The sequence below is a fragment of the Photobacterium ganghwense genome (genome assembly GCF_017329545.1).
Taxonomy (GTDB): domain Bacteria; phylum Pseudomonadota; class Gammaproteobacteria; order Enterobacterales; family Vibrionaceae; genus Photobacterium; species Photobacterium ganghwense.
This window is the reverse complement of sequence record NZ_CP071325.1, coordinates 1,326,752-1,346,378: the sequence shown is the minus strand read 5'-3', so window position 1 is coordinate 1,346,378 and position 19,627 is coordinate 1,326,752. Positions and strand designations below refer to the sequence as shown.

At 52.2% G+C, this 19,627-nt stretch carries 18 protein-coding genes; 8 read left to right on the top strand and 10 right to left on the bottom strand.

Going from position 1 to position 19,627, the window contains the following annotated elements:
• The first annotated feature begins 168 nt into the window (after positions 1-168).
• The 5 genes from FH974_RS06410 (at position 169) to FH974_RS06390 (ending at position 8,007) form a co-directional block, all read left to right on the top strand.
• Entirely contained in the window at positions 169-1,836 is a 1,668-nt protein-coding gene (locus tag FH974_RS06410; RefSeq protein ID WP_084712437.1) for a VRR-NUC domain-containing protein, read from the top strand.
• A gap of 312 nt (positions 1,837-2,148) precedes the next feature.
• The gene (locus tag FH974_RS06405; RefSeq protein ID WP_047883498.1) at positions 2,149-2,976 is read left to right on the top strand and encodes a pirin family protein; all 828 of its coding nucleotides are present in this window, start codon (positions 2,149-2,151) and stop codon (positions 2,974-2,976) included.
• Between the two features lie 345 nt (positions 2,977-3,321).
• Entirely contained in the window at positions 3,322-5,436 is a 2,115-nt protein-coding gene (locus FH974_RS06400; RefSeq protein ID WP_053061705.1) for a TonB-dependent receptor plug domain-containing protein, read from the top strand.
• Positions 5,433-6,014, top strand: coding sequence for a YfiR family protein (locus tag FH974_RS06395; RefSeq protein WP_047883497.1), 582 nt, complete (start codon positions 5,433-5,435; stop codon positions 6,012-6,014). The genes FH974_RS06400 and FH974_RS06395 overlap by 4 nt, the downstream gene beginning before the upstream one ends.
• Positions 5,998-8,007, top strand: coding sequence for a sensor domain-containing diguanylate cyclase (locus tag FH974_RS06390; protein ID WP_047883496.1), 2,010 nt, complete (start codon positions 5,998-6,000; stop codon positions 8,005-8,007). Before FH974_RS06395 ends, FH974_RS06390 begins: the two co-directional genes overlap by 17 nt.
• Before the next feature lie 91 nt (positions 8,008-8,098).
• On the opposite strand, the gene FH974_RS06385 is transcribed toward FH974_RS06390, so the two are convergent.
• Together FH974_RS06385 and FH974_RS06380 are read right to left on the bottom strand one after the other, a co-directional pair.
• On the bottom strand, positions 8,099-8,593 hold the full coding sequence (locus tag FH974_RS06385) for a DUF2947 domain-containing protein (protein WP_047883495.1): 495 nt from the start codon (positions 8,591-8,593) through the stop codon (positions 8,099-8,101).
• A 256-nt stretch (positions 8,594-8,849) separates the two neighbouring features.
• A complete protein-coding gene (locus FH974_RS06380) occupies positions 8,850-9,071 on the bottom strand; it encodes a hypothetical protein (RefSeq protein WP_047883494.1) in 222 nt (73 codons plus the stop codon).
• A 309-nt stretch (positions 9,072-9,380) separates the two neighbouring features.
• Here FH974_RS06380 and FH974_RS06375 point away from each other — a divergent pair, with 309 nt between their 5' ends.
• Positions 9,381-10,976, top strand: coding sequence for a long-chain-fatty-acid--CoA ligase (locus FH974_RS06375; RefSeq protein ID WP_047883493.1), 1,596 nt, complete (start codon positions 9,381-9,383; stop codon positions 10,974-10,976).
• Between the two features lie 126 nt (positions 10,977-11,102).
• Complete coding sequence (locus tag FH974_RS06370; protein ID WP_047883492.1) at positions 11,103-11,909, top strand: DUF3108 domain-containing protein; 807 nt, start codon at positions 11,103-11,105, stop codon at positions 11,907-11,909.
• Here the strand turns inward: FH974_RS06370 and FH974_RS06365 are convergent.
• The 5 genes from FH974_RS06365 to FH974_RS06345 all read right to left on the bottom strand — a co-directional run bounded on the left by FH974_RS06365 (position 11,875) and on the right by FH974_RS06345 (position 15,226).
• Entirely contained in the window at positions 11,875-12,126 is a 252-nt protein-coding gene (locus FH974_RS06365) for a hypothetical protein (RefSeq protein WP_047883491.1), read from the bottom strand. The two genes, FH974_RS06370 and FH974_RS06365, sit on opposite strands and share 35 nt — an antisense overlap.
• A gap of 47 nt (positions 12,127-12,173) precedes the next feature.
• A complete protein-coding gene (locus FH974_RS06360; RefSeq protein ID WP_207103577.1) occupies positions 12,174-12,725 on the bottom strand; it encodes a gamma-glutamylcyclotransferase family protein in 552 nt (183 codons plus the stop codon).
• Between the two features lie 124 nt (positions 12,726-12,849).
• Positions 12,850-13,785: a 5-oxoprolinase subunit C family protein gene (locus FH974_RS06355; protein WP_047883489.1), complete on the bottom strand. Its 936-nt coding sequence runs from the start codon at positions 13,783-13,785 to the stop codon at positions 12,850-12,852.
• Entirely contained in the window at positions 13,767-14,489 is a 723-nt protein-coding gene (gene pxpB, locus FH974_RS06350; RefSeq protein ID WP_047883488.1) for a 5-oxoprolinase subunit PxpB, read from the bottom strand. Before pxpB ends, FH974_RS06355 begins: the two co-directional genes overlap by 19 nt.
• Entirely contained in the window at positions 14,486-15,226 is a 741-nt protein-coding gene (locus tag FH974_RS06345; protein WP_207103576.1) for a 5-oxoprolinase subunit PxpA, read from the bottom strand. The genes pxpB and FH974_RS06345 overlap by 4 nt, the downstream gene beginning before the upstream one ends.
• Positions 15,227-15,803: 577 nt before the next feature.
• On the opposite strand from FH974_RS06345, the gene FH974_RS06340 reads away from it, so the two are divergent.
• A complete protein-coding gene (locus FH974_RS06340) occupies positions 15,804-17,414 on the top strand; it encodes a BCCT family transporter (RefSeq protein WP_047883486.1) in 1,611 nt (536 codons plus the stop codon).
• Between the two features lie 310 nt (positions 17,415-17,724).
• Here FH974_RS06340 and FH974_RS06335 read toward each other — a convergent pair whose 3' ends face one another.
• The 3 genes from FH974_RS06335 to FH974_RS06325 all read right to left on the bottom strand — a co-directional run bounded on the left by FH974_RS06335 (position 17,725) and on the right by FH974_RS06325 (position 19,491).
• The gene (locus FH974_RS06335) at positions 17,725-18,507 is read right to left on the bottom strand and encodes a transporter substrate-binding domain-containing protein (protein WP_084712435.1); all 783 of its coding nucleotides are present in this window, start codon (positions 18,505-18,507) and stop codon (positions 17,725-17,727) included.
• A 57-nt stretch (positions 18,508-18,564) separates the two neighbouring features.
• A complete protein-coding gene (locus FH974_RS06330) occupies positions 18,565-18,978 on the bottom strand; it encodes an SRPBCC domain-containing protein (protein WP_047883485.1) in 414 nt (137 codons plus the stop codon).
• 63 nt (positions 18,979-19,041) lie between these two features.
• Entirely contained in the window at positions 19,042-19,491 is a 450-nt protein-coding gene (locus tag FH974_RS06325; protein WP_047883484.1) for a hypothetical protein, read from the bottom strand.
• Positions 19,492-19,627 lie beyond the last annotated feature (136 nt).

Below are 19,627 nucleotides of genomic sequence, written 5' to 3'. Positions count from 1 at the left end.
AACAGGATCAACCTATGATTTATGCCGCAGAAACAATGACAATGATAGCACCTCGACGTATGCTAAGCTATTGAGATAGCTTAGATATTGCACAAACATTTGCCATAACATTACACTCATAGCTAATGTGTGTATTTCTTTTTATTTTAGCGATTTATCTGAACCTGCATGAAACAGCCAGCCCTAAACATGACGTCCCAGCCCATCCTAAAAGCGGATTATTACCGGGATAACTTTTTGGTACTGATTCGCCACGTTCGCCAGCAATACAGTGATCTGCTGACTGAAACAGAGCACCACTGGCTGGACACGTTTGATGCCCTCAGCCTTGACGGACAATTGCTGTACATTCGCCTGCTATCTCGAAAAGGGCCGCTGTTTCGCCAGCAGAAGCTTCACTATCAGGAAATCAGCAGCATACCGGCGGCCTGTGACGAACTGGTGATGGCCGGATTTATCATTCGACAGCCTGAACACGGGTCAGCAGAGCAATTGGGGGCCCTGTTCACCAAACCTGAATTACTTGAGCTGTTTCCGGCACTGTCCCCGGTTAAGCAAGCAAAGAAAAATGACTTACTGACCGCATTGCACGCCTTCCATCCGGATATTAGCGACTTTGGCGAGCCTATCCTTGAAGTCTGCCATACCGAGTTTCTGAGCGTACTGCTGTTGTGCTTTTTTGGTAACAGCCATCAGGATCTCAGCGAATTTGTGTTGGCCGACTTAGGGCTGTATCGCTTCGAATCCTACCGCATTGACCGCTTTCAGCGACTTTTCACCCAGCGGGAACAAATCGACCAGTGGCTGGCACTCAGCCAGCTGGCTGATGAGTATCAGGACGCGGCACAACGCAAAGACAGAGAGCAGATTCTGGCCTTAAGCACTCAGCTTCCAGCCCGCGTTGACTGGCCGCCGCTGGAGCGAAAACGCCAACGGCTCATCAATCAGCTTGCCCGCGACATTGAACGACTCGGCGTCACCAACCCGGATCACCTGCCGCTGGCGTTGTCATTATTTCAACAAAGCGAATTGCCGCCGTCTCGTGAACGTCAGGTGCGGATTCTGGATAGATTGCAGGAAATAGAACAGGCTTTGCCTTTGGCGCTGGCCATGGCGGAGGATCCCGTCAACGAACAGGAAGGGGAAGTGGCCGACACCCTGCTACGACAACTGCGCCGTAAGCAAGGTCAACGCACAACTCCCCGACGAAAGCCGGTATTTGACGAAGTACAGCTCACCTTGCCACAACAGGCGCAACGGGTTGAACTTGTGGTGGCAGAGCATTACGCCCGGCGAGGATGGACCGCCTGCTATACCGAAAATGCCCTGATTTGTGGTTTATTCGGGCTGGCCTTCTGGGACATTATTTTTGCCCCCATGCCCGGTGCGTTTCTCAACCCGTTCCAGCGCTCTCCCAGAGACATGTACCAACCGGAATTTGCCGAACAACGCGAAACACTGATTGAGGCCCGCTTACACCACATCGCCAATGGTCAGTGGCAACAGTGGCTTGCGGTCTATCGTGAAAAAGAAGGGCTGACCAACGATTGGGTCAACTGGACACTGCTGAGTCGTGAACTGGTTGAGCACAGTGTCGCCGCTTTTCCGCCCGATGCGCTGGCACAGCTGTTTCAGCGCATCCTGTTCGACCCCAAAAGCAACCGCAGTGGTTTCCCGGATCTGATTCTGTTCAAAGAAGACCGCTATTGCTGGGTGGAAGTCAAAGGACCCGGCGACAAGCTACAGAGTAATCAGATTCGCTGGCTGACCATGTTTCAGACCCTGAAAATACCGGCGCAGGTCGCTTATGTCAGCTGGGCCGACGCCACTGATTGAAACATGAATTGAAACATGAATTGATACATGAATTGATGCATGATTTGATGTACGGATTGACACATGGATTAACGGCCTGAAGATGAGATAAGCACCAAGAGAGAATGTATAGAAAAAGGACTCCAGCAATGAAAACCAACATAAACCGACAGTAAAAACCCGCACCACCAACAAGCATCGGGACAATGTCAGCGCTCCGTAAAAAAGTACCGTGAGCGTGGTTTCCACCTTGGTGGATTCTGTGGGTAAGGTCTAAGATTTAGGGTATATCAACGTGAGCAAAAAACTATCCTAAGTTGCTGGTGGCCGGTGATGAGACACACAAGAAAAGTAACCAAAATCCGCTTTGGTAAAAAAGATGGGTTACTCACCGCTTTTATTGAAAAATCTGAATTAAATCAACTCGATCCCTTTGTCTTATGGGACCATTTTGCTGCCAGTGAAGTCATCCATTCCACCGGCCTGGATTACCACGGCCACTCGGGCGTTGATGCACTCAGCTACCCGGTCATCGGTAAAATGCGTCATCACGACTCCGCCGGTTGTCACACCACCCTCGCCAGCGGCGATTTGCAAATCATGACGGCCGGAAGCGGCATCATCCATAAAGACATCATGACGCCGAACAATGGTCAGGTGGAATCGTTCAGCCTCTGGACGGCCCTCCCCGCCGGTCAGAAAGAGATGACCAAACCGGAAAGTTGTTATTTCCATGCCCAAGATCTGCCTATCATTGAAGAGCATGATTCCACCACCAAAGTCATCGTAGGCACTTATCAGGCGCACTCCAGCCCGGCACACTGCTCAGTGCCACTCACCTACCTGGACATCATGCTGGCTCCGTTTGGCGTGTGGTTTTACACTCCGGATACCGAGCAAACCTCCGGATTCGTGTTTATCCGCAGTGGCAGTATTTACGTCGCGGGCAGCCAGCTGTTCTCACGCCAGATGGCCACGCTGGAGAAAGCAGCCCTGCCTATCGAAGTCCGGACCGGTAAGGTCGGAGCGCAGTTTTTTGTGGTGTTGGGCAAACCGCTCCATCAACCTTTTTATGCTTCGCCCAGCTCGATTCACTCCAGTCAGGAAAATTTATCGAAAGCAGAGCAAAATATTTTGCAGCTCATGGCAACCCGTAAATAACGCTGTCCGCAGCAGCCAAAACTTGACAGCCATCACAAATCTGTAATTTATTTTTAGTACTGCTGCACGTCTGGTCGAGGCGTTCTTTTGTGTCAAATCAAACTCATGTGTACGGAATTGCACCGTACTAGCTCATTCATATGTCACATCACACATAAATACGGTGCCCGGCCGACAAACTGAGAGCCAAATCTCCCTTCCCCAAAAGGTATTCCCAGCCATTTTCCATACCTCCTGAGAATAAAAACAAACACTTCAAATTTAAGTTTAACTACTTAAAAAATAAGGACTTTAATCATTCTTTGTTAAACTGAATGCAACTTTGTTTAACCTGTAATTTCAATCATGCCACCATCCAGCACCCCTTCTGGCCATCGCTGCTGCCATACATTGTGGGCCTGCCTGCTGCCTGCGCTGTTTGCCGCGTCCAGTGCATCCGCAGATGAGCTGGATCAACTGCTGTCCATGAGCCTGGAAGAGCTGGCCAATGCCGACATCCGCATTACCTCGGCAGCGAAAAAACCCCAGGCACTCAATGAGGTGCCGGCAGCGGTTTATGTTATTTCTCAGGAGCAGATTCGCCGCAGCGGGGTCCGCTCGGTGGCCGAAGCACTGGCATTAGCACCGGGCGTTCAGGTAAACAAGATCTCGACGTTTAACTGGCAAGTCTCAATGCGTGGCCTGAACGAAGTACTGTTTAACAAGCTTCTGGTCATGATTGATGGCCGCAGTGTGTTCAGCCCTCTGATGTCAGGTACCTACTGGCACACTATTGATACCATTCTGGAAGACATCGAGCGCATCGAAGTGATCCGCGGTACCGCCGGGACGATGTGGGGCGGTAATGCCGCTAACGGGGTGATTAACATCATCACCCGAAACAGCCACCAGACACCGGGTCACTTTATCGAAGTCGCCGCCGGAGAAAACCAGTATCAGGAACTCAGCTATCGTTACGGATTCAGCCTGAATGACCACTGGGCAGCCCGTTTTTATGCCAAGGGCGTAAAAAGTGATTATTACAGCGACTGGAACGATGCGTGGCAGAACCTGCGGGGAGGATTCCGGGCCGATTATGATGGCAGCGAGCGGGAAATCACACTACAGGCCGGGGGTTTTGAAACCCGATCCAGTCATGACTGGACAGTGGCAGACTTTTACCGCCCTTCAGACAGCATCTATTCGCCAGCCCGCCTGAATGTTTATCACCGCGGAGCCTACGCCAGTGTCGACTGGCTGGAACACGGCGAGACAACCAGTTATGAGCTGCATCTGTGGCTGGATGCCAATGAGACCAATGAGCCCTCCGCGGAAGCAGAATTCTATACCTTCGATCTGGATACCCTTGCCCATCACTCCCTGGCTGCCGGGCATAGCCTGACGCTGGGCGGTGGCGCCCGGGTTATCCATCGCCGGACCGAGCCGTATCCGGGCGATTTTCTTCGCCAGACCGAGCCATGGGGACGGTTCAGCCATGATCCGCGAGGAACCGATGTTATCCTGAATGCCTATCTGCAGCTGGATTCGCAACTGACGGAGAAGCTGACGGGTTTGCTCGGAGCCAAAGTTGAACACTTCTCGATTAACGATGCCACGGAATTCCAGCCGCAGGCGCGGCTGCTTTATCATGTCAGTCCTCAGCAACAAGTGTGGCTGGGAGCCGGACGCGGGGCCGTCACCCCCTCATTTGTCGACAGCAAAACCGACGGCTATATCCTGGGCCAGGTAGAAGTACAGAACAACGCAACCGGGGCCAATACCGTCCACCCGATGTTGATAAGTACCACGGCCAATCCGGATATGGACACCGAAACGGTCACCACGGTAGACATCGGGCACCGAATCTCCCCCACTGCAGAGCTGGCCATTGACAGTACGTTGTTCTACAGCCGCTTTAAAAATCTGCGCATGCTGGATGATATGGCCATTCAGTGCGTTTATGGCCTGTGCACTGATGGAACGCAGTTGCCACACGGTATGTTTGTTATCGGCAACAGTTACAGTGACGCGCTGGATGCCGAGAGCTACGGCTTCGAAACGGCAGTTCGTTGGTCCCCTATGCCTGTTTTTACGCTCAATACCAGCTACAGCTACATTCGGACCAAAGCAGACTGCCAGGGTTACAGCAGTTGCGAGCCGGATGCCGACACCGGCTATCGCCTGAACCATGAGCTGCAACCAGCGCACTACCTCTCGGTACAGAGCCTGTGGGACATCACTCCCGAGTGGCAACTGGATCTCTGGTACCGCTACAAAAGCGCCGTTTCCACCAGCAATGATTTTTACCGGGCACCGTCTGTCAGTACCCTGGACCTTCGTCTCGCCTGGCAGGCAACGCCCCACTCGCCCCAGATTGAGCTGATTGTCGATGCCTTGGGTAAAGGTCACTATCGGGATTTGCCGACAAAAGCCAAACTGGAAGACAGCATTACATTGAGGGCGGCGTGGAACCTACTATGAGCACAACATCGCTCCGACGGTCGTCCGGGCTCCTCACCATACTGGCACTGTTTCTGCTGATGACACTAAACCCTGCCCGCGCAGATCACGCAATGACAGGCAGCTTTGCCGTGCACAAGATCAAAGCCGTGTATATCTATCGGCTGGCCAGTTTTATCCGGTGGCAAGTGCCGGAGGATCACGTCGCCCGCTACTGTGTGCTGGGGCGTGACAGCACGACCGTCACGCTGCAGAAACTGTTCACGGACAAAGATCACCTTGGTCAGTTTCGCAGTGTCGGTAACCTGACGGATGCCAGTAAGCAGTGTGATTTGCTCTACATCACGGCACAAAAGCTACCGGTGCTGCAAAGTATTCCTCAGTATGAGGGCCTGCTGACCATCAGTGACAGTCCACAGTTTCTAGCCTTGGGCGGTATGATTGAGCTGCGGGCTGTTGGTCAGCAAATCAAACCCGTACTGTCGCCCCACCACCTCGAGAAGGGCCGGTTATCGGTAAAATCTCAATTGCTGCGGATCGCTCTGCTCGATGATGCCTACCCGGTTGCACAAGGAGGCCAACATGAAAAAATGGATTGATAGCCTGCCACTGAATCAGCGGCTCGGATTCCCGTTGATGCTGTTTATTCTGCTCGTTTACCTGGGCTTTCAAATCATCAGCTATCGCAGCTACATAGCCATTGAGCGGGACAATCTGGTCAACCGGACGCAAATTCTGGCCAACGGTATCGCCATGAACCTCACCGCCCCAGTGCTGTTCAATGATTCCGAAGCTGCCAGAGAGATCCTGACCACCTTTCAGGCCGATCCGCTTATTAAGGCGGTACGGCTGGAACTCCCCAATGGCACCTTGTTTTCACAGTACACCCGCGATTTAGCCTCTCAGGCCTTTCCTTCCGGTATGCTGATTCGGTTGGATAAACACGACGTGGTGTTTAGCGAGCACACCCTGTATCTCCAGATTCCGGTGTTGCTGGAAAAAGAGAACATTGCCCACATGCACATTTCGGTGTCACTGGCATCACTTCATGCCATTCAGTGGACACACTTAAAAATCAGTCTGCTGCTGTTTTTCGGTTTGGTGGGAGTCAGCACTTACATCATCAGCCGTCTGCAGCGCTGGGTGATCAAGCCAGTGTCCCAACTCAATGCCGGTATTCGTGATGTCATTAAAGGCGAAGCGCATCAGCCGATTACGCCAGTCAGAAGCAGCCGGGATGAGCTCAATGAACTAACAGAAAGCTTCAATACCATGGTGGACACCATTTCTGAACGGGATGCCGCGCTACGCCTCGCCCTGCGCCAGCTCCGTGAGGAAAAATCCATTGCTGACGACATCATCGAAACCGTTCAGCACGGCCTGGTGGTGGTCAACCAGCGTGGTGAAATCACCAAAGCCAATGCCGCCTGCCAGACACTTTTCCAGTCAGCCTTTACCCACCATGACTGGCCTTCGCTGATCGATATGCTCGCACCGGTTGAGCGTGAAGCTTTTCAGCGGCTGCTTGATGACGCCCTGAGCCACCCACGCCAGATTGATCACCTGATTGTCGAGGGTGCCCAGTCTAACGGCGAGATCCGCACCTACCAGATTGTCAGCAGGCCATTGCACAGCAGGCTACAAACGTTGTTTGCGATTGAAGATATTACCGCAAAACACTCCGCCGAAAGGCAGCAGAAACTGGCTGCCAAGGTGTTTGATAACAGTCAGGATGCCATTATCCTGATCGACAATCAGGGCCGCCTGACCATGGTCAACAGCACGTTCCATCAGTTGACCGGGTACGATCAGCAAAGCGTAATGGGGATGCATTTCAGCCAACTGGTGGTGGCTGAAGAATACCGGCAGTTACAGGCTATTATCGGCACTGCCCTGCAAGACAGCGGCCAGTGGCAGGGGGAAATCAATGCCCGTGGTGCCAAAGGGGAACCGCTGCCGTTGTTCGTCCGGATCACCCGCATTTCCGACACCCACAAACCGGGACGTCAGACCGTGGTGGTGGCCTCTGATCTGCGCTCAATGAAAGAGATTCAGCGGCTGGAATACATGGCTAACCACGATCCGCTTACTAATTTGGCCAACCGGGTCAAACTGCATCGCAGCTTGCAGGCTCTGCTCGAAGCGCCGTCACACGAAGAGCACGGGTTCGCGGTACTGTTTCTGGATCTGGACAATTTCAAAGCCGTGAATGACAGCCATGGCCATGTAATTGGCGATCAAGTATTACGCATCGTAGCCGAAAGGCTGCGGCGGGCCATTCGCAAAGGTGATTTGGTCTCCCGGCTCGCTGGGGATGAGTTTGTCATTCTTCTTTCTCCTCCGCTGACCGAAGCGAATGTCAAAGCCACCAGCCAGCGGCTGTTTGAGCGACTGAGTCAGGTCATGAAAGTTGGCGATAAACGTATTACTGTCGGCGTCAGCATCGGCTGTTATTACGTCCATCCACACAGTCAGGAGTCTGCGGATGATATCCTGCGGCGCGCCGATGAAGCAATGTATGACGCCAAGTTGTTAGGCAAAGGTCAGATGGTGGAATTCAACCAGCCGGAATTAGATGCAGAAACTGGCTAAAGCAAGGCAAAAGGACTGAGCCAAAAAAAACACGCTGTCACTCAATCGCGACAGCGTGTTTTTTTAATGTACGGCGTGGCGGTGAGTCGTGTTACTCGCCGCTCGGCGTTCTATCCGGGCGATGACCAATCTGGAAAGTACCGTTAGATTTAAACCAAACAGCCTGCTTTTTTTTGCGTCCCAACAGCAGTGGGCCATCATCGAAAAACAGGAAGTTTTTCCAGTTGCGTTTAAAGACGCCCCACTTGGTTTCAACCACATTGTACTTTTCGTAGCAGAAGAATACCGTCGTGTTATCTTCCCAGCTCAACTCTGCCGAAATGGCATCCGGCAAATCGATATCGTCACCGTCCCAGGCACTCTGCCAGTCAAATGACTGAGACCAGATTTTCTGATCTGCGGGCCAGTCACCCTTTTCAAAGTGATCAGCATCCGGGCTCTGACTGCTGACATGCTCGCGCCACAGCTGGGCTGAACGCGCTTGAGTGAATGGTTTGATTTGCGCCAAGTCATCGGCTTCGACAGGCATAGAAGCGTGAGTGAAGATCCACTTACGGGAATAGCTATCCAGTTCTACGTAGTTCATGCATCGACCTAAAATTTTGAGACCGGGGGAATGTACCTGAGTCGATTGCCGATCGCCAGTGTTTCTCCGTTTTAATCCTTTCGTCATTGATTTTGCCAGTGTTAACACCCCATAGTGATGACAGCAAACACCGCCCATAAAAAATGCGGGCAGAGTGAACTTGCCCGCATCATCAGAGAAGACTCTGGCGTATCGCCCGATACTGTCCTGTTTTGACCATTCAACGATCAAAAATGGCCAAATCAGGTCAGAACCATTACTTTTTCAAGCTCCACAAATTGCTGACCCAACCGCCGACTCTGTCATCGTAATGACATCCGCTGAAGTGGTGTTCAACCAAATTAGTATCCTGACTATCGCGAGATTCCAATAACTGAGAGATGTGGCAGGCCATCGGGTCACCACCGGTCATCAGGCGCCGACGAGTCGCGACTTTTTTGATGATTTGCAAACGATAAGCCGAGTTCATTTTCTTCATCTTTCCACACCTCTGTCAGTTAAACCCCACTAAAAATAGGACCCGGCTAAAATATCGTCAAATTACCGCCATCAAAGCGTCATAAACATGGTGTAGAGCGCGAAGCTTCCTTCTTCTTTGTTTTCATCACGTTACCTACATTCATAAAACTGGCACATAGACACCGTACCAGTCTCGTTGCTATCTGACTGAATCTATGAATAAAAATATGTCGAAAAAATCATGTGAAATTTTAATTTCACAAAAAATCCGTCAGCGCGGCGTCAGCTATATTAGAATGAGCCAAAATCATTAATGACAAAAAAGACAATGTACAATCTGGCGACACTTATTGAACGTAATGCGAGCTTTCGTGGCGACCGTACCGCGCTCATTTTCAATGACGAGAAACTCGATTACCGTACCCTCAATACGCTCATTAACCGTGCGGCGAACCACCTGCGCAACCTCGGCGTCAAACCCGATGATAAAATCGCGCTGTCATGCCCGAATAACCCGGCTTTTGTCATCGCGTACTACGCAATCCAAAAAGTCGGAGCGGTCACCGTCCCGCTGAATGTCATGCTGAAAGGCACCGAAGTGACCTATCATCTGGACGACAGCGATGCCATTGCCTTCATCTGTTACGAAGGCAACAGTGCCCTGCCGAGCGGTGAATACGGCTACGAGGGCTTCTCTCAGGCTGAGCGCTGCCAGCACTTTATCTGCATTCCCAGCGGCTCTGAGCTGCAAATGGCACTGCCGACGGAGCAACCGAACGAGCAGTCGGCACCCACACACAATGCTCCGCAATACCACAATTTCGGTAGCTGGCTGACCGACACCGACAACGATCACTTTGAAGCGATTTTCCGCCGTGCCGAAGATACCTGCGTGATTCTTTACACCTCCGGCACCACCGGCCGGGCCAAAGGCGCAGAACTGACCCAGAGCAACATGCTGTGTAATGCCCAGGCATGCCAGGCTTTGCTGAACCAGAAAGGCACAGATGTCAGCATGGCCATTCTGCCGCTGTTTCACACCTTCGGTCAGTCACTGATCTTGAACACCTCGATGCTGGCAGGCAGTGCTCTGGTTCTGATCCCCCGCTTTGTGCCGAAACTGGTCATTCAGCAGATGTACGAGCACAAGGTCACCCATATTGCCGGCGTTCCCACGATGTTTATCGGCTTGCTGGCCTTTGCTGAAAAACACGGTGGAGAAGACATCATCGAGATTGCCAAGCACCTGAAAGTGGCCATTTCCGGCGGTGCCTCCATGCCGGTTGAAGTGCTGAAACAATTTGAAGAGAAGCTCAATGTCCCGGTGATTGAAGGCTACGGCCTGTCCGAATCGTCTCCGGTCGCCGCGTTCAACCACCTTGAGTTTGAGCGTAAGCCCGGCAGTATCGGCCAGCCACTGGCTGGGGTGTCGATGAAGGTTATCGACGATCAGGGCAACACCGTTCCGGCAGGGGCAGAAGGCGAGCTGCTGATCCGTGGTCACAACGTGATGAAGGGCTACTATAAAAAGCCGGAAGAGACAGCGAAAACAGTGGTTAATGGCTGGCTGCATACCGGTGATATCGTCCGGATAGACGAGGAAGGCTATGTCTACGTGGTGGATCGGCTAAAAGAAGTGATCATCCGTGGCGGCTTCAATATCTACCCACGGGATATCGAAGAAACCTTCATGGCCCATCCGGATATCCAGATGATTGCCGTCATTGGCGTACCACACAAATCGTACGGAGAGGAAGCCAAAGCATTTGTCATCCTTAAAGACGGTGCCAAGGTCAGCGCAAAAGAACTGGTTCAGTGGGGTAAAGCCCGCCTGGCTGACTATAAATACCCTCGCCTGATTGACATCGTTGAAGAGTTACCGATGACAGCAACCGGTAAAATCCTGAAACGTATGCTGAAATAATCTCACCTTTCAGCCCGGCATTGGCCGGGCTGAGTTGGCACAACACCTTTCGCCTGCTAATTTAAATACAGTTGCTCAACGCGCCAGATAACGGCTCAGGCCGCTGGTTTTCTACGAGGTGTTTGCGTGAAACCATTATTATCAGCGACTAGCGCCGCATTTTTAGCGGGTGTTTCTTTTTTTGCAGCCGGCCCTGCGCTTGCCGAGCCGCCCAAAAATTTTCATCAGTGTACCAAGACACTCACTTACCAGCTGTATTTCAATAACCTGAGAATTGGCCAGCTCAGCCGCACGTTGCGCTGGCAAGATCAAGAGGCCATCGTTAATTCTTACAGTAGCATCAATGTGCTGGCGACCAAGACCCGCTTCAAACAGTCCAGCGAGGTATACTGGTCCCCGCAGCACCAATCTTTCCTGTCAAAGGGGTTCGACCGTAATATCAGCGGTCTGATGGACGGCACGACCCGCGCCAGTTTTTCCCGGGATGCGAAGAAGTCGACCGTGAGCAATGACGGGGAGAAGCTGACCTTTCAGAGTAGCGACAAACCTATCCTGGATGTGGATGCTATTGGCAGCCAGATGCGTCTGGATCTGATTGAGGGTAAAACCTTTTTCGACTACAAAATGCAGGAGTCGGATGACGTCAGCCATTACTACTTTCAGGTGAAGGGGCAGGAAACCATTGATTCCAATTTCGGTCCGGTCAGAGCCATTCGGGTTGAACAAATCAGAAAGAGCGACAGAAAGCTGGTGATGTGGTTTTCGCCGGATGTGGACTATCAGCTCGTTCGTGCCACTTACCAACGTAAAATTGTGGATGTGAAAGCCGTACTGCTGACCAAAAACATTAATTGTCCGCCCGGGGTAAATACCCTCAGCCAGACAACAGCCAGCAGTGCTACTTCATCGACACTTTCCCCCCCACCATTTTAAGGGCGGGTGCGCCACGAATTAGGGTATCCCGCGCAAAATGCACACCGCATTGCGGGCATACCCCTTCCTCGACCGTGAAATCTTTGACGATACGTTCTTTAAAGCATTTCACCAGCGCCCCTTTACCGCCCTTGCGATACTTGAACAGCTGGGTGCGGCACCCGGCGCAGAAAATATCGACGGTTTTAGTTGGCCCTTTTTTATTGGGTTTTGCCATAACGAACGTTGCCAGTCAAAAAATCAGTAAACAGAGGTAAAAACGAATTAGCGAATAGCCGCCAACAGCCGATCAATATGGGTAATATGACTTTCTTCTACCCCGGCATGGTTGCCATATTTCGGCTGCAGGCGATCATTTTCCAGCGGATGGTGCCAGCCTATAGTGGTATCCACAAACGTTTGGGCAAACTGCTCGGAAATCGCCAGGCATCCGGCCAACACTGTGTCGACATAAGTCTGCATGATCGGCTGAACGGCACAAGGGGCCATTGGTGACTCTTTGGTGTACACCCAAATTGGCTGGTTAGTATCAATCGGCTGCGTGGTTCGAAGTTGCAGCGGGTCAAGCGCTATACGCTGATAACCCCGCTCGCGAATATCAAAACTGGCTAACGCGGCGTCATCCACCCGAACCAAAACGCCGTTGCACTCACCTTCGCCCGGCATCGCCACCAGCGGCGCAATGCGGTAACTGTCATCGACTTTTCCCCAGTGTCGCTGCAATCCCTTGACGGTGGCGGGAATAGCGGCCTGAGTTTGCCCTGTCAGCCTGCGTGAATGGGCGTTGATTAAGCTTCCATAACCAAAGATGTACATACGGCTCCTTTATCGTAAACGGGGTGTGACCGCTTCCCGGGGATATAAAAAGGGAGCGCATTGTGCCCCCTTTCACAGCCCCCCAAGCGGCTGAGCCGCCACCATAGCAATTTCATCAGACAAATTACAGTCCGAAAAAGCGTGAAAACGCGATCCACTCCTGCTGTACATCATCCAGATTTGCCCGGCGAAATGTCACAGTCGTCCCCGGCCGGGCTTGAGCCAAACGCGGGAGGTCCATGCGGGCCACACACCCTATCTTCGGATAACCGCCGAGAGTCTGACGATCATTAAACAGTACAATTGGCTGGCCGTTTGGCGGAATCTGTATCGCGCCAAGGGCGATGCCTTCCGAGATGATCCCGTCCATCGACGGGTACACAGCCGGCCCGCTCAGACGACAACCCATCCGATCAGTTTCCTGACTAACGGTGTACTCGCTGCTATAAAACCGCGCTTTTTCAGCATCATGAAAAGCATGATGCTGGTAGGATTCCACCACCCTGAGGCTAACCGGCCCGGCATAATCCGGTACGAACCGCGCGGCGGCCTGCCGTCCGGCTAGCTCGTTTACTGGCGCAACCTGCGCATGATTCAGATGCAGGCGATCCCCGGCCGCTAGCGGCTGCCCGGCTTTTAATCCGCCAATTTGATTACGTACCACTGCCGACCGACTGCCCAGAACGAGAGGCAGATCCAGTCCACCACGCACAGCCAGATATGCCCGCAGACCGCTTCGTGCATAGCCGAATTTAAGGGTCTGCCCTTGCTTGGCCTGCACACATTGCCAGTTCTCAATCGCTTCCCCGTCCAATGTAAGCGGCATTGCAGCTCCCGTGACCGCAAACAGGCAATCGGACTGAAACCGAATCTCAGCTTGCCCCAACGTGATTTCCAGTACCGCAGCACCCGCCTCGTTACCCACCAGATAATTGGCCCAGCAACTGGCATGTAAATCGATAGCGCCTCCCTGACTGAGCCCCTGATCTGCGACACCAAACCGACCGAGATCCTGAATCAGCGTCAGCATTCCGGGATGAATTATGTCCAGTCCGGCCATATTTCACCTCCTTGAGAAAGAAATGCCTGACGGGTGATCGGCGCAAACTTGACCGTATCGCCAACCTGAAACGGCGTCATCGGTTGCTGATCTGGCAGGAAAAGTGGTTGAGGGCAGTTACCAATGATTTGCCACCCTCCCGGCGAAGCGGCGGGATACACCGCCGTCTGATGGTTGGCAATGCCTACACTGCCCGGCGGAACACGTTTTCGGGGCTCCGCATGACGAGGCGTGGCAATACTGTCATCAACCGCCGCGAGGAAGGCAAATCCCGGCGCAAAGCCAATGGCACACACGGTATAGCTCTGCTGATAGTGACGCTCAATCACCTGCTCGATACTCAGCCCGCTCCGCTCCGCAATCGCGGCTAAATCCGGCCCCACTTCCGGCGCGTAATACACAGGCAGGGTGATCAGGCGAGAACCGGCAGACTTGGCGCGGCTTGCCCGTCCGGCAGAAGCTGAAGCCTCAACCAATGAGACGGATTGCGCCATCAGTTCCTCCAGTTCACCGAACGTCATACGCAGAGGATGGTATTCAATAAGAATGGAGGTGTACGAGGGAATCACTTCTCTGATCCCCGGATGCGACATCAGCCGGAGATGATCAACAACCTTGCCAATCAGCGGAGTCAGAGCCAGATCTATCTTGTCACCGAAATAGAGAATGGCGTTGGTTTCAGATACCGGCTGCAAGCCTCTCATGAACGGATGTCCTCGTGCAGCGTTTTCACGACGGCAATCGACTTCTCATTATCGCCGTGCACGCAGACCGTATCGGCTTGCAATGCTAACGAACGACCGCTGACCGTTGTCACCTTCCCGCTCGTCAGCTCAGCAACCTGCTGGCGAATACGCTGACTGTCATGGTACACCGAACCCGGCTGGCTTCTGGCCACCAGCAGCCCCTGTTCGTCATAGGCACGATCTGCGAACGCTTCCATGATAAGCGGCACCCCTTGTGCCTCAGCTAACGCCTGATAGCGCGAGTTATCTGCTCTGGCCAGAATCATCAGCGCCAGCGGCTTAGCACGGTGACGGTTCATTCCGGCCACCGCCTCCAGGATCGCCAGATAAACCTCTTCGTGGGCCATCATGTCGTTGTACAGTGCGCCATGGGGTTTGACATAACTCACCGTGGCATCCTGCAACCGGCAAATGGCGTCTAAAGCACCGATCTGATAGGCCACCAACCGGGTAATAGCCGGCGAGGTATGTGGGATATGTCGGCGACCAAACCCTGGTTTATCGTCATATCCCGGATGCGCCCCAATCATTACACCATGCTGTTTCGCCAGAGCCACGGTCGCGGCCATATGATCCGGGTCCGAGGCATGAAAACCACAGGCAATATTGGCCATGTCCACCCAGGGCATCACAGCCGCATCATGCCCCATCTGCCAGCTTCCGAAGCTTTCACCCATATCACAGTTCAGTTTCATCCTGTCTTCCCTGTATCTGATTTCTGCTCTCTCAACTTTATTCACAGAACCTAATTCAATCAATAACTTGAAGAATAGTATTCATACACTGACGTCACAATTTAGTCGGCACAACCCACCACCAACCCATCATTTCCTGCGACAGGCTCTCCCCAAGAGCTGTCCCGTACACAGTTCCAAACACAGTTTCCTTCTCAGCTTTTGTGTCAGTTTATGTTTCAGCCCTTGTCTACCCCTGAAAAACAACCAAAAGCAAGCCAATTCAATTCAATTCAATTCAATTCAATTCAATTCAATTCAATTCAATTCATCCCAAACCAAATGGTTCGTACACAATACTTGTATTATTTAATGGTATCGGCATCAAAATCGACACCGTCACCAGCAACCACTACAACCCAAAGAAAACGCTGGTTAACTCAACCCAAAAAGCGGGAGGCTTGTCTCAAAACCACGGTAATGATAACATTCTCGCCACATTTAACTATTTAGAGGTCTAATTAGTTTGTGTTTTCAGAGTCATCCCATAGCGCTGATTCGACAGCAAAGCTTTGAGGACAAAACTTTTAAACAATGTATGGATAACTCTTTTAAGAAGTACAGTATAGAAACAACCGATTATCAGGTCGGACAGGACAATATTCAGAAATGGGGGTTCGATGTCCATAACCCGGTTTTTGGTATCAGTGCCGGTCTGATCCTGCTATTCCTCGCCGCCCTGCTGGCGGTCGATGCCAACACAGCCAAGGATGCGCTCAATGGCGTCAAAATGAGTATCATCGAAAACTTCGATCTGCTTTTCATGTGGTCAGCTAACTTTTTTCTGTTGTTCTGTTTCGGGCTGATCCTCTCTCCCTACGGGAAAATCAAAATTGGCGGTGTGGATGCAAAGCCTGAACACTCCACCTGGTCGTGGCTGGCGATGCTGTTTGCCGCTGGTATGGGTATCGGCCTGCTCTTCTGGGGTGTCGCTGAACCCACCGCGTATTTTACCGACTGGTTCGGTACGCCGTTGAATGTCGAACCCTACTCTGACGAAGCCCGCCAGCTGGCAATGGGCGCAACCATGTTCCACTGGGGAGTCCATGGTTGGGCCATGTATGCCATCGTCGCCCTGGCTCTGGCCTTTTTTGCCTTTAACAAGGGCCTGCCATTATCGATGCGTTCTATCTTCTATCCGCTGGTAGGAGATCGGGCCTGGGGCTGGATGGGTCATGCTATTGATATCATGGCAGTGCTGGCGACTCTGTTTGGTCTGGCGACCTCTTTGGGTTTGGGTGCTCAGCAGGCCACCAGCGGCATCAACCATGTTTTTGGCCTGAACAGCGGGCTGGGAATGCAGATGGCGGTGATTGCCTTTGTCACGGTGCTGGCCATTATTTCTGTGGTGCGCGGGATTGATGGCGGGGTGAAAATTCTGAGTAACATCAACATGCTGTTTGCTCTGGCACTGCTAATTTTCGTGACGGTGATAGGTTTCGATGTGGTTTCTGTGGCACTGCCGGACACCATTCTGGGTTACCTGCAGAATATCGTTCCGCTGAGCAACCCGCATGGTCGTGAAGATAGCACCTGGATGCACGGCTGGACGGTCTTCTACTGGGCATGGTGGATTTCCTGGTCGCCATTTGTCGGCATGTTCATTGCCCGGGTGTCGAAAGGCCGGACAGTGCGAGAGTTCCTGATTGCCGTTGTCTTTATTCCAACCCTGATGACCCTGATTTGGATGGCGGTGTTTGGCGGGATTGCCATTGATCAGGTCGTAAATAAGGTAGGTGAACTGGGTGCTAATGGCCTGACAGATATTTCACTGACTCTGTTCCATGTGTACGATGCGATGCCGTTTGGTTCGGTGATTTCCGTTATCTCGATTGTGCTGATCATCGTGTTCTTCATCACCTCCTCGGACTCCGGTTCGCTGGTGATCGACAGCATTACGGCCGGGGGCAAAGTGGACGCGCCGATTCCACAACGTATTTTCTGGGCCTCCGTTGAAGGAGCCATTGCCGCTGCCATGCTGTGGATTGGCGGCACCGAAGCCTTGCAGGCATTGCAGTCAGGAGTGGTGACCACAGCGCTGCCGTTTGCCTTTGTGCTCCTGCTGATGTGTGTCAGCCTGCTTAAGGGTTTGCGTACGGAAATCAGCGTATATGGCCAGCAGCCTCTCGCCGATCAGCGTGCAGACTGATGTTTCGCCCTGGACGATCTTGGCTAGAGAGTGAGTGGTTATGAGTGGTATCACAAGCTCCGAGTGCTAGGAAAAACTACGAGTGCTAGGTAAAAGCTCCGAGTGGTCAGTCAAACTCGAGCCTTGAGAGTGCTTACCTGAAGTGCCTACCTGAGAAAACAAAACGGAAAAGGCCAGCGTTATTGCTGGCCTTTTCAGATAATAACGATTAGCGGGTTAACGAGGCAATGCGTAACAAAGCAATGTGTGACAAGGCAATACGTCTGCCGCTATCGTTTCGTCCTTGTCCGTGATTTTTATGTCTGAGAATTCAGTTCACGGCATAAATATCGTATGAGAAATACTGGCTGGCGATCTTCTGGTGAATGCCTTTCTCATGCAGTGCCGTGATGCCACGATTCAGCAGCTCTGCCAAATCCTTATCCTGCTTGCGGACGGCAATCCCCACGCCACGGCCGAACCATTTTTCTTCAGTAAACGACGGCCCGGTGAAATGAAACGCATCCCCGCCCGGTTTATCCAGCAAACCGCTCTGCAACCCAATCGCTCCGCCGAAAACGGTGTCAATACGCCCTGCCCGCAAGTCCATGAAGGCTTCATCAAACGTACCGTAGCGGACAATATTCACATCCGGGTGCATTTCAGACAGGTACTTGTCACCAATCGTGGCGCGCTGCACGCCGACTTTCAGCCCGCTCATACCGGCCTGTGTAAATTCAATGCTGCGATCCGCTTTGGTCACAAACCGGGTCGGCACTTTGGCGTAAGGAATGGTAAAGCGGACTTTTTGTTCACGCTCAGGGGTAATCGTCATCGCGGCGATGATCGCATCATGCTTACGGGCCAATAATGCCGGAATAATGCCGTCCCAGTCTTGCGCGCGTATCGTACATTTCACCTGAACTTCTTCACATAATGCCCGTGCCAGATCCACTTCAAACCCAGCTAACTGACCATCCTGTGTAGTCCAGCTGAACGGTGGATAAGCCCCTTCCACACTGAACTTGATCTCTTTCCATTCTTTAGCGGCAGCCTGCCCGGACATTGCCAGCGCAATGCCCAGCAGCCCTGCTTTTACGATGCCATGCTTCATCATCTTTCTCCTTGTTGTTGTTAAATCTTCCTTGAAAACGAGATCGCCTACCGGGTATTAAGCCTTGCCACCCTCAACAAACCGTTTGAAATTCATCAGAATGCTATGCCAGCCATCGCGCTGCTGTTCGATAGTATGGGTTGATTCCGCGTCAAAGGTTTCCGTCACTGTGGTCGCTTCCCCGTCAGCCTGAAACGTGACAGCCACTTTACGGCCGTCATCCATCACATAACCAAGTCGTTCCGGTGCCGAGATCAGAGTAAAAGTGCCTTCAAAATCAAACCCCATACTGCCGTCTTTGGCTTCCATCCGGTGACGAAAGCGGCCTCCGACCGAGAGATCGACTTGGCTCTGAGTGGTGTGCCAGTCTGCCGAAGCAGCATTCCATTCCACAATACAGTCCGGGGAGTTCCAGGCGTCCCAGACAGTTTTAATGTCACGGTTGATCGTGGTCGTCACTGTGATATCCATAGCGTCCTCCTTTGCAGTAATAACAGACACTATAGTCGATAGTTATGGACGTGCGAGGTCGCGTTACTGAGCGTCGTCACTGCCTGTTGGCTTTTCCCCTGAATGCCCCGTGTTTCCTCTCATTTTCCGGCTGTGGTTGAGCTCAAACGCTTTAACGATAACGTAAGCAATCAAGGCAAAAATGAAAAAGACCAGCAGCATCCAGGCAATGGATTGCAACGACTCAATCACCGTCCGGTAGATTTCCAGCACCCAGCGGTTAAGGGTCAGTTCCGGCGGCGTAAAGTTTTCCGATGGTGGACGCAAAAAACTTTCCAGATAGTGAATTCTGACGCCACCGGAAATACCGACCACATAAATGGCGAATTTAAGGTATTTGGTCCATGCAAAGGCGATATCGTCTGCCACGATACGCTCCAGTATCCCGTCAATCGGCTTGGCAAAAACCCGGGTGACGATGTAGCAGACAACAAATGCAATCAGGAAGGTAACAACGAGCAGAGAAAGGAACATGATGAACTCCCGGTTAATCAGCACAACTCTGAAGATTCAGACGCCTTTTTTGTCAAACGCCTTTATTGTCAGACGCCCTTATTTTCAGAAGCCATTAATTTTTCAGACATCTTTATTTTAGACGCCTTTTATTTTC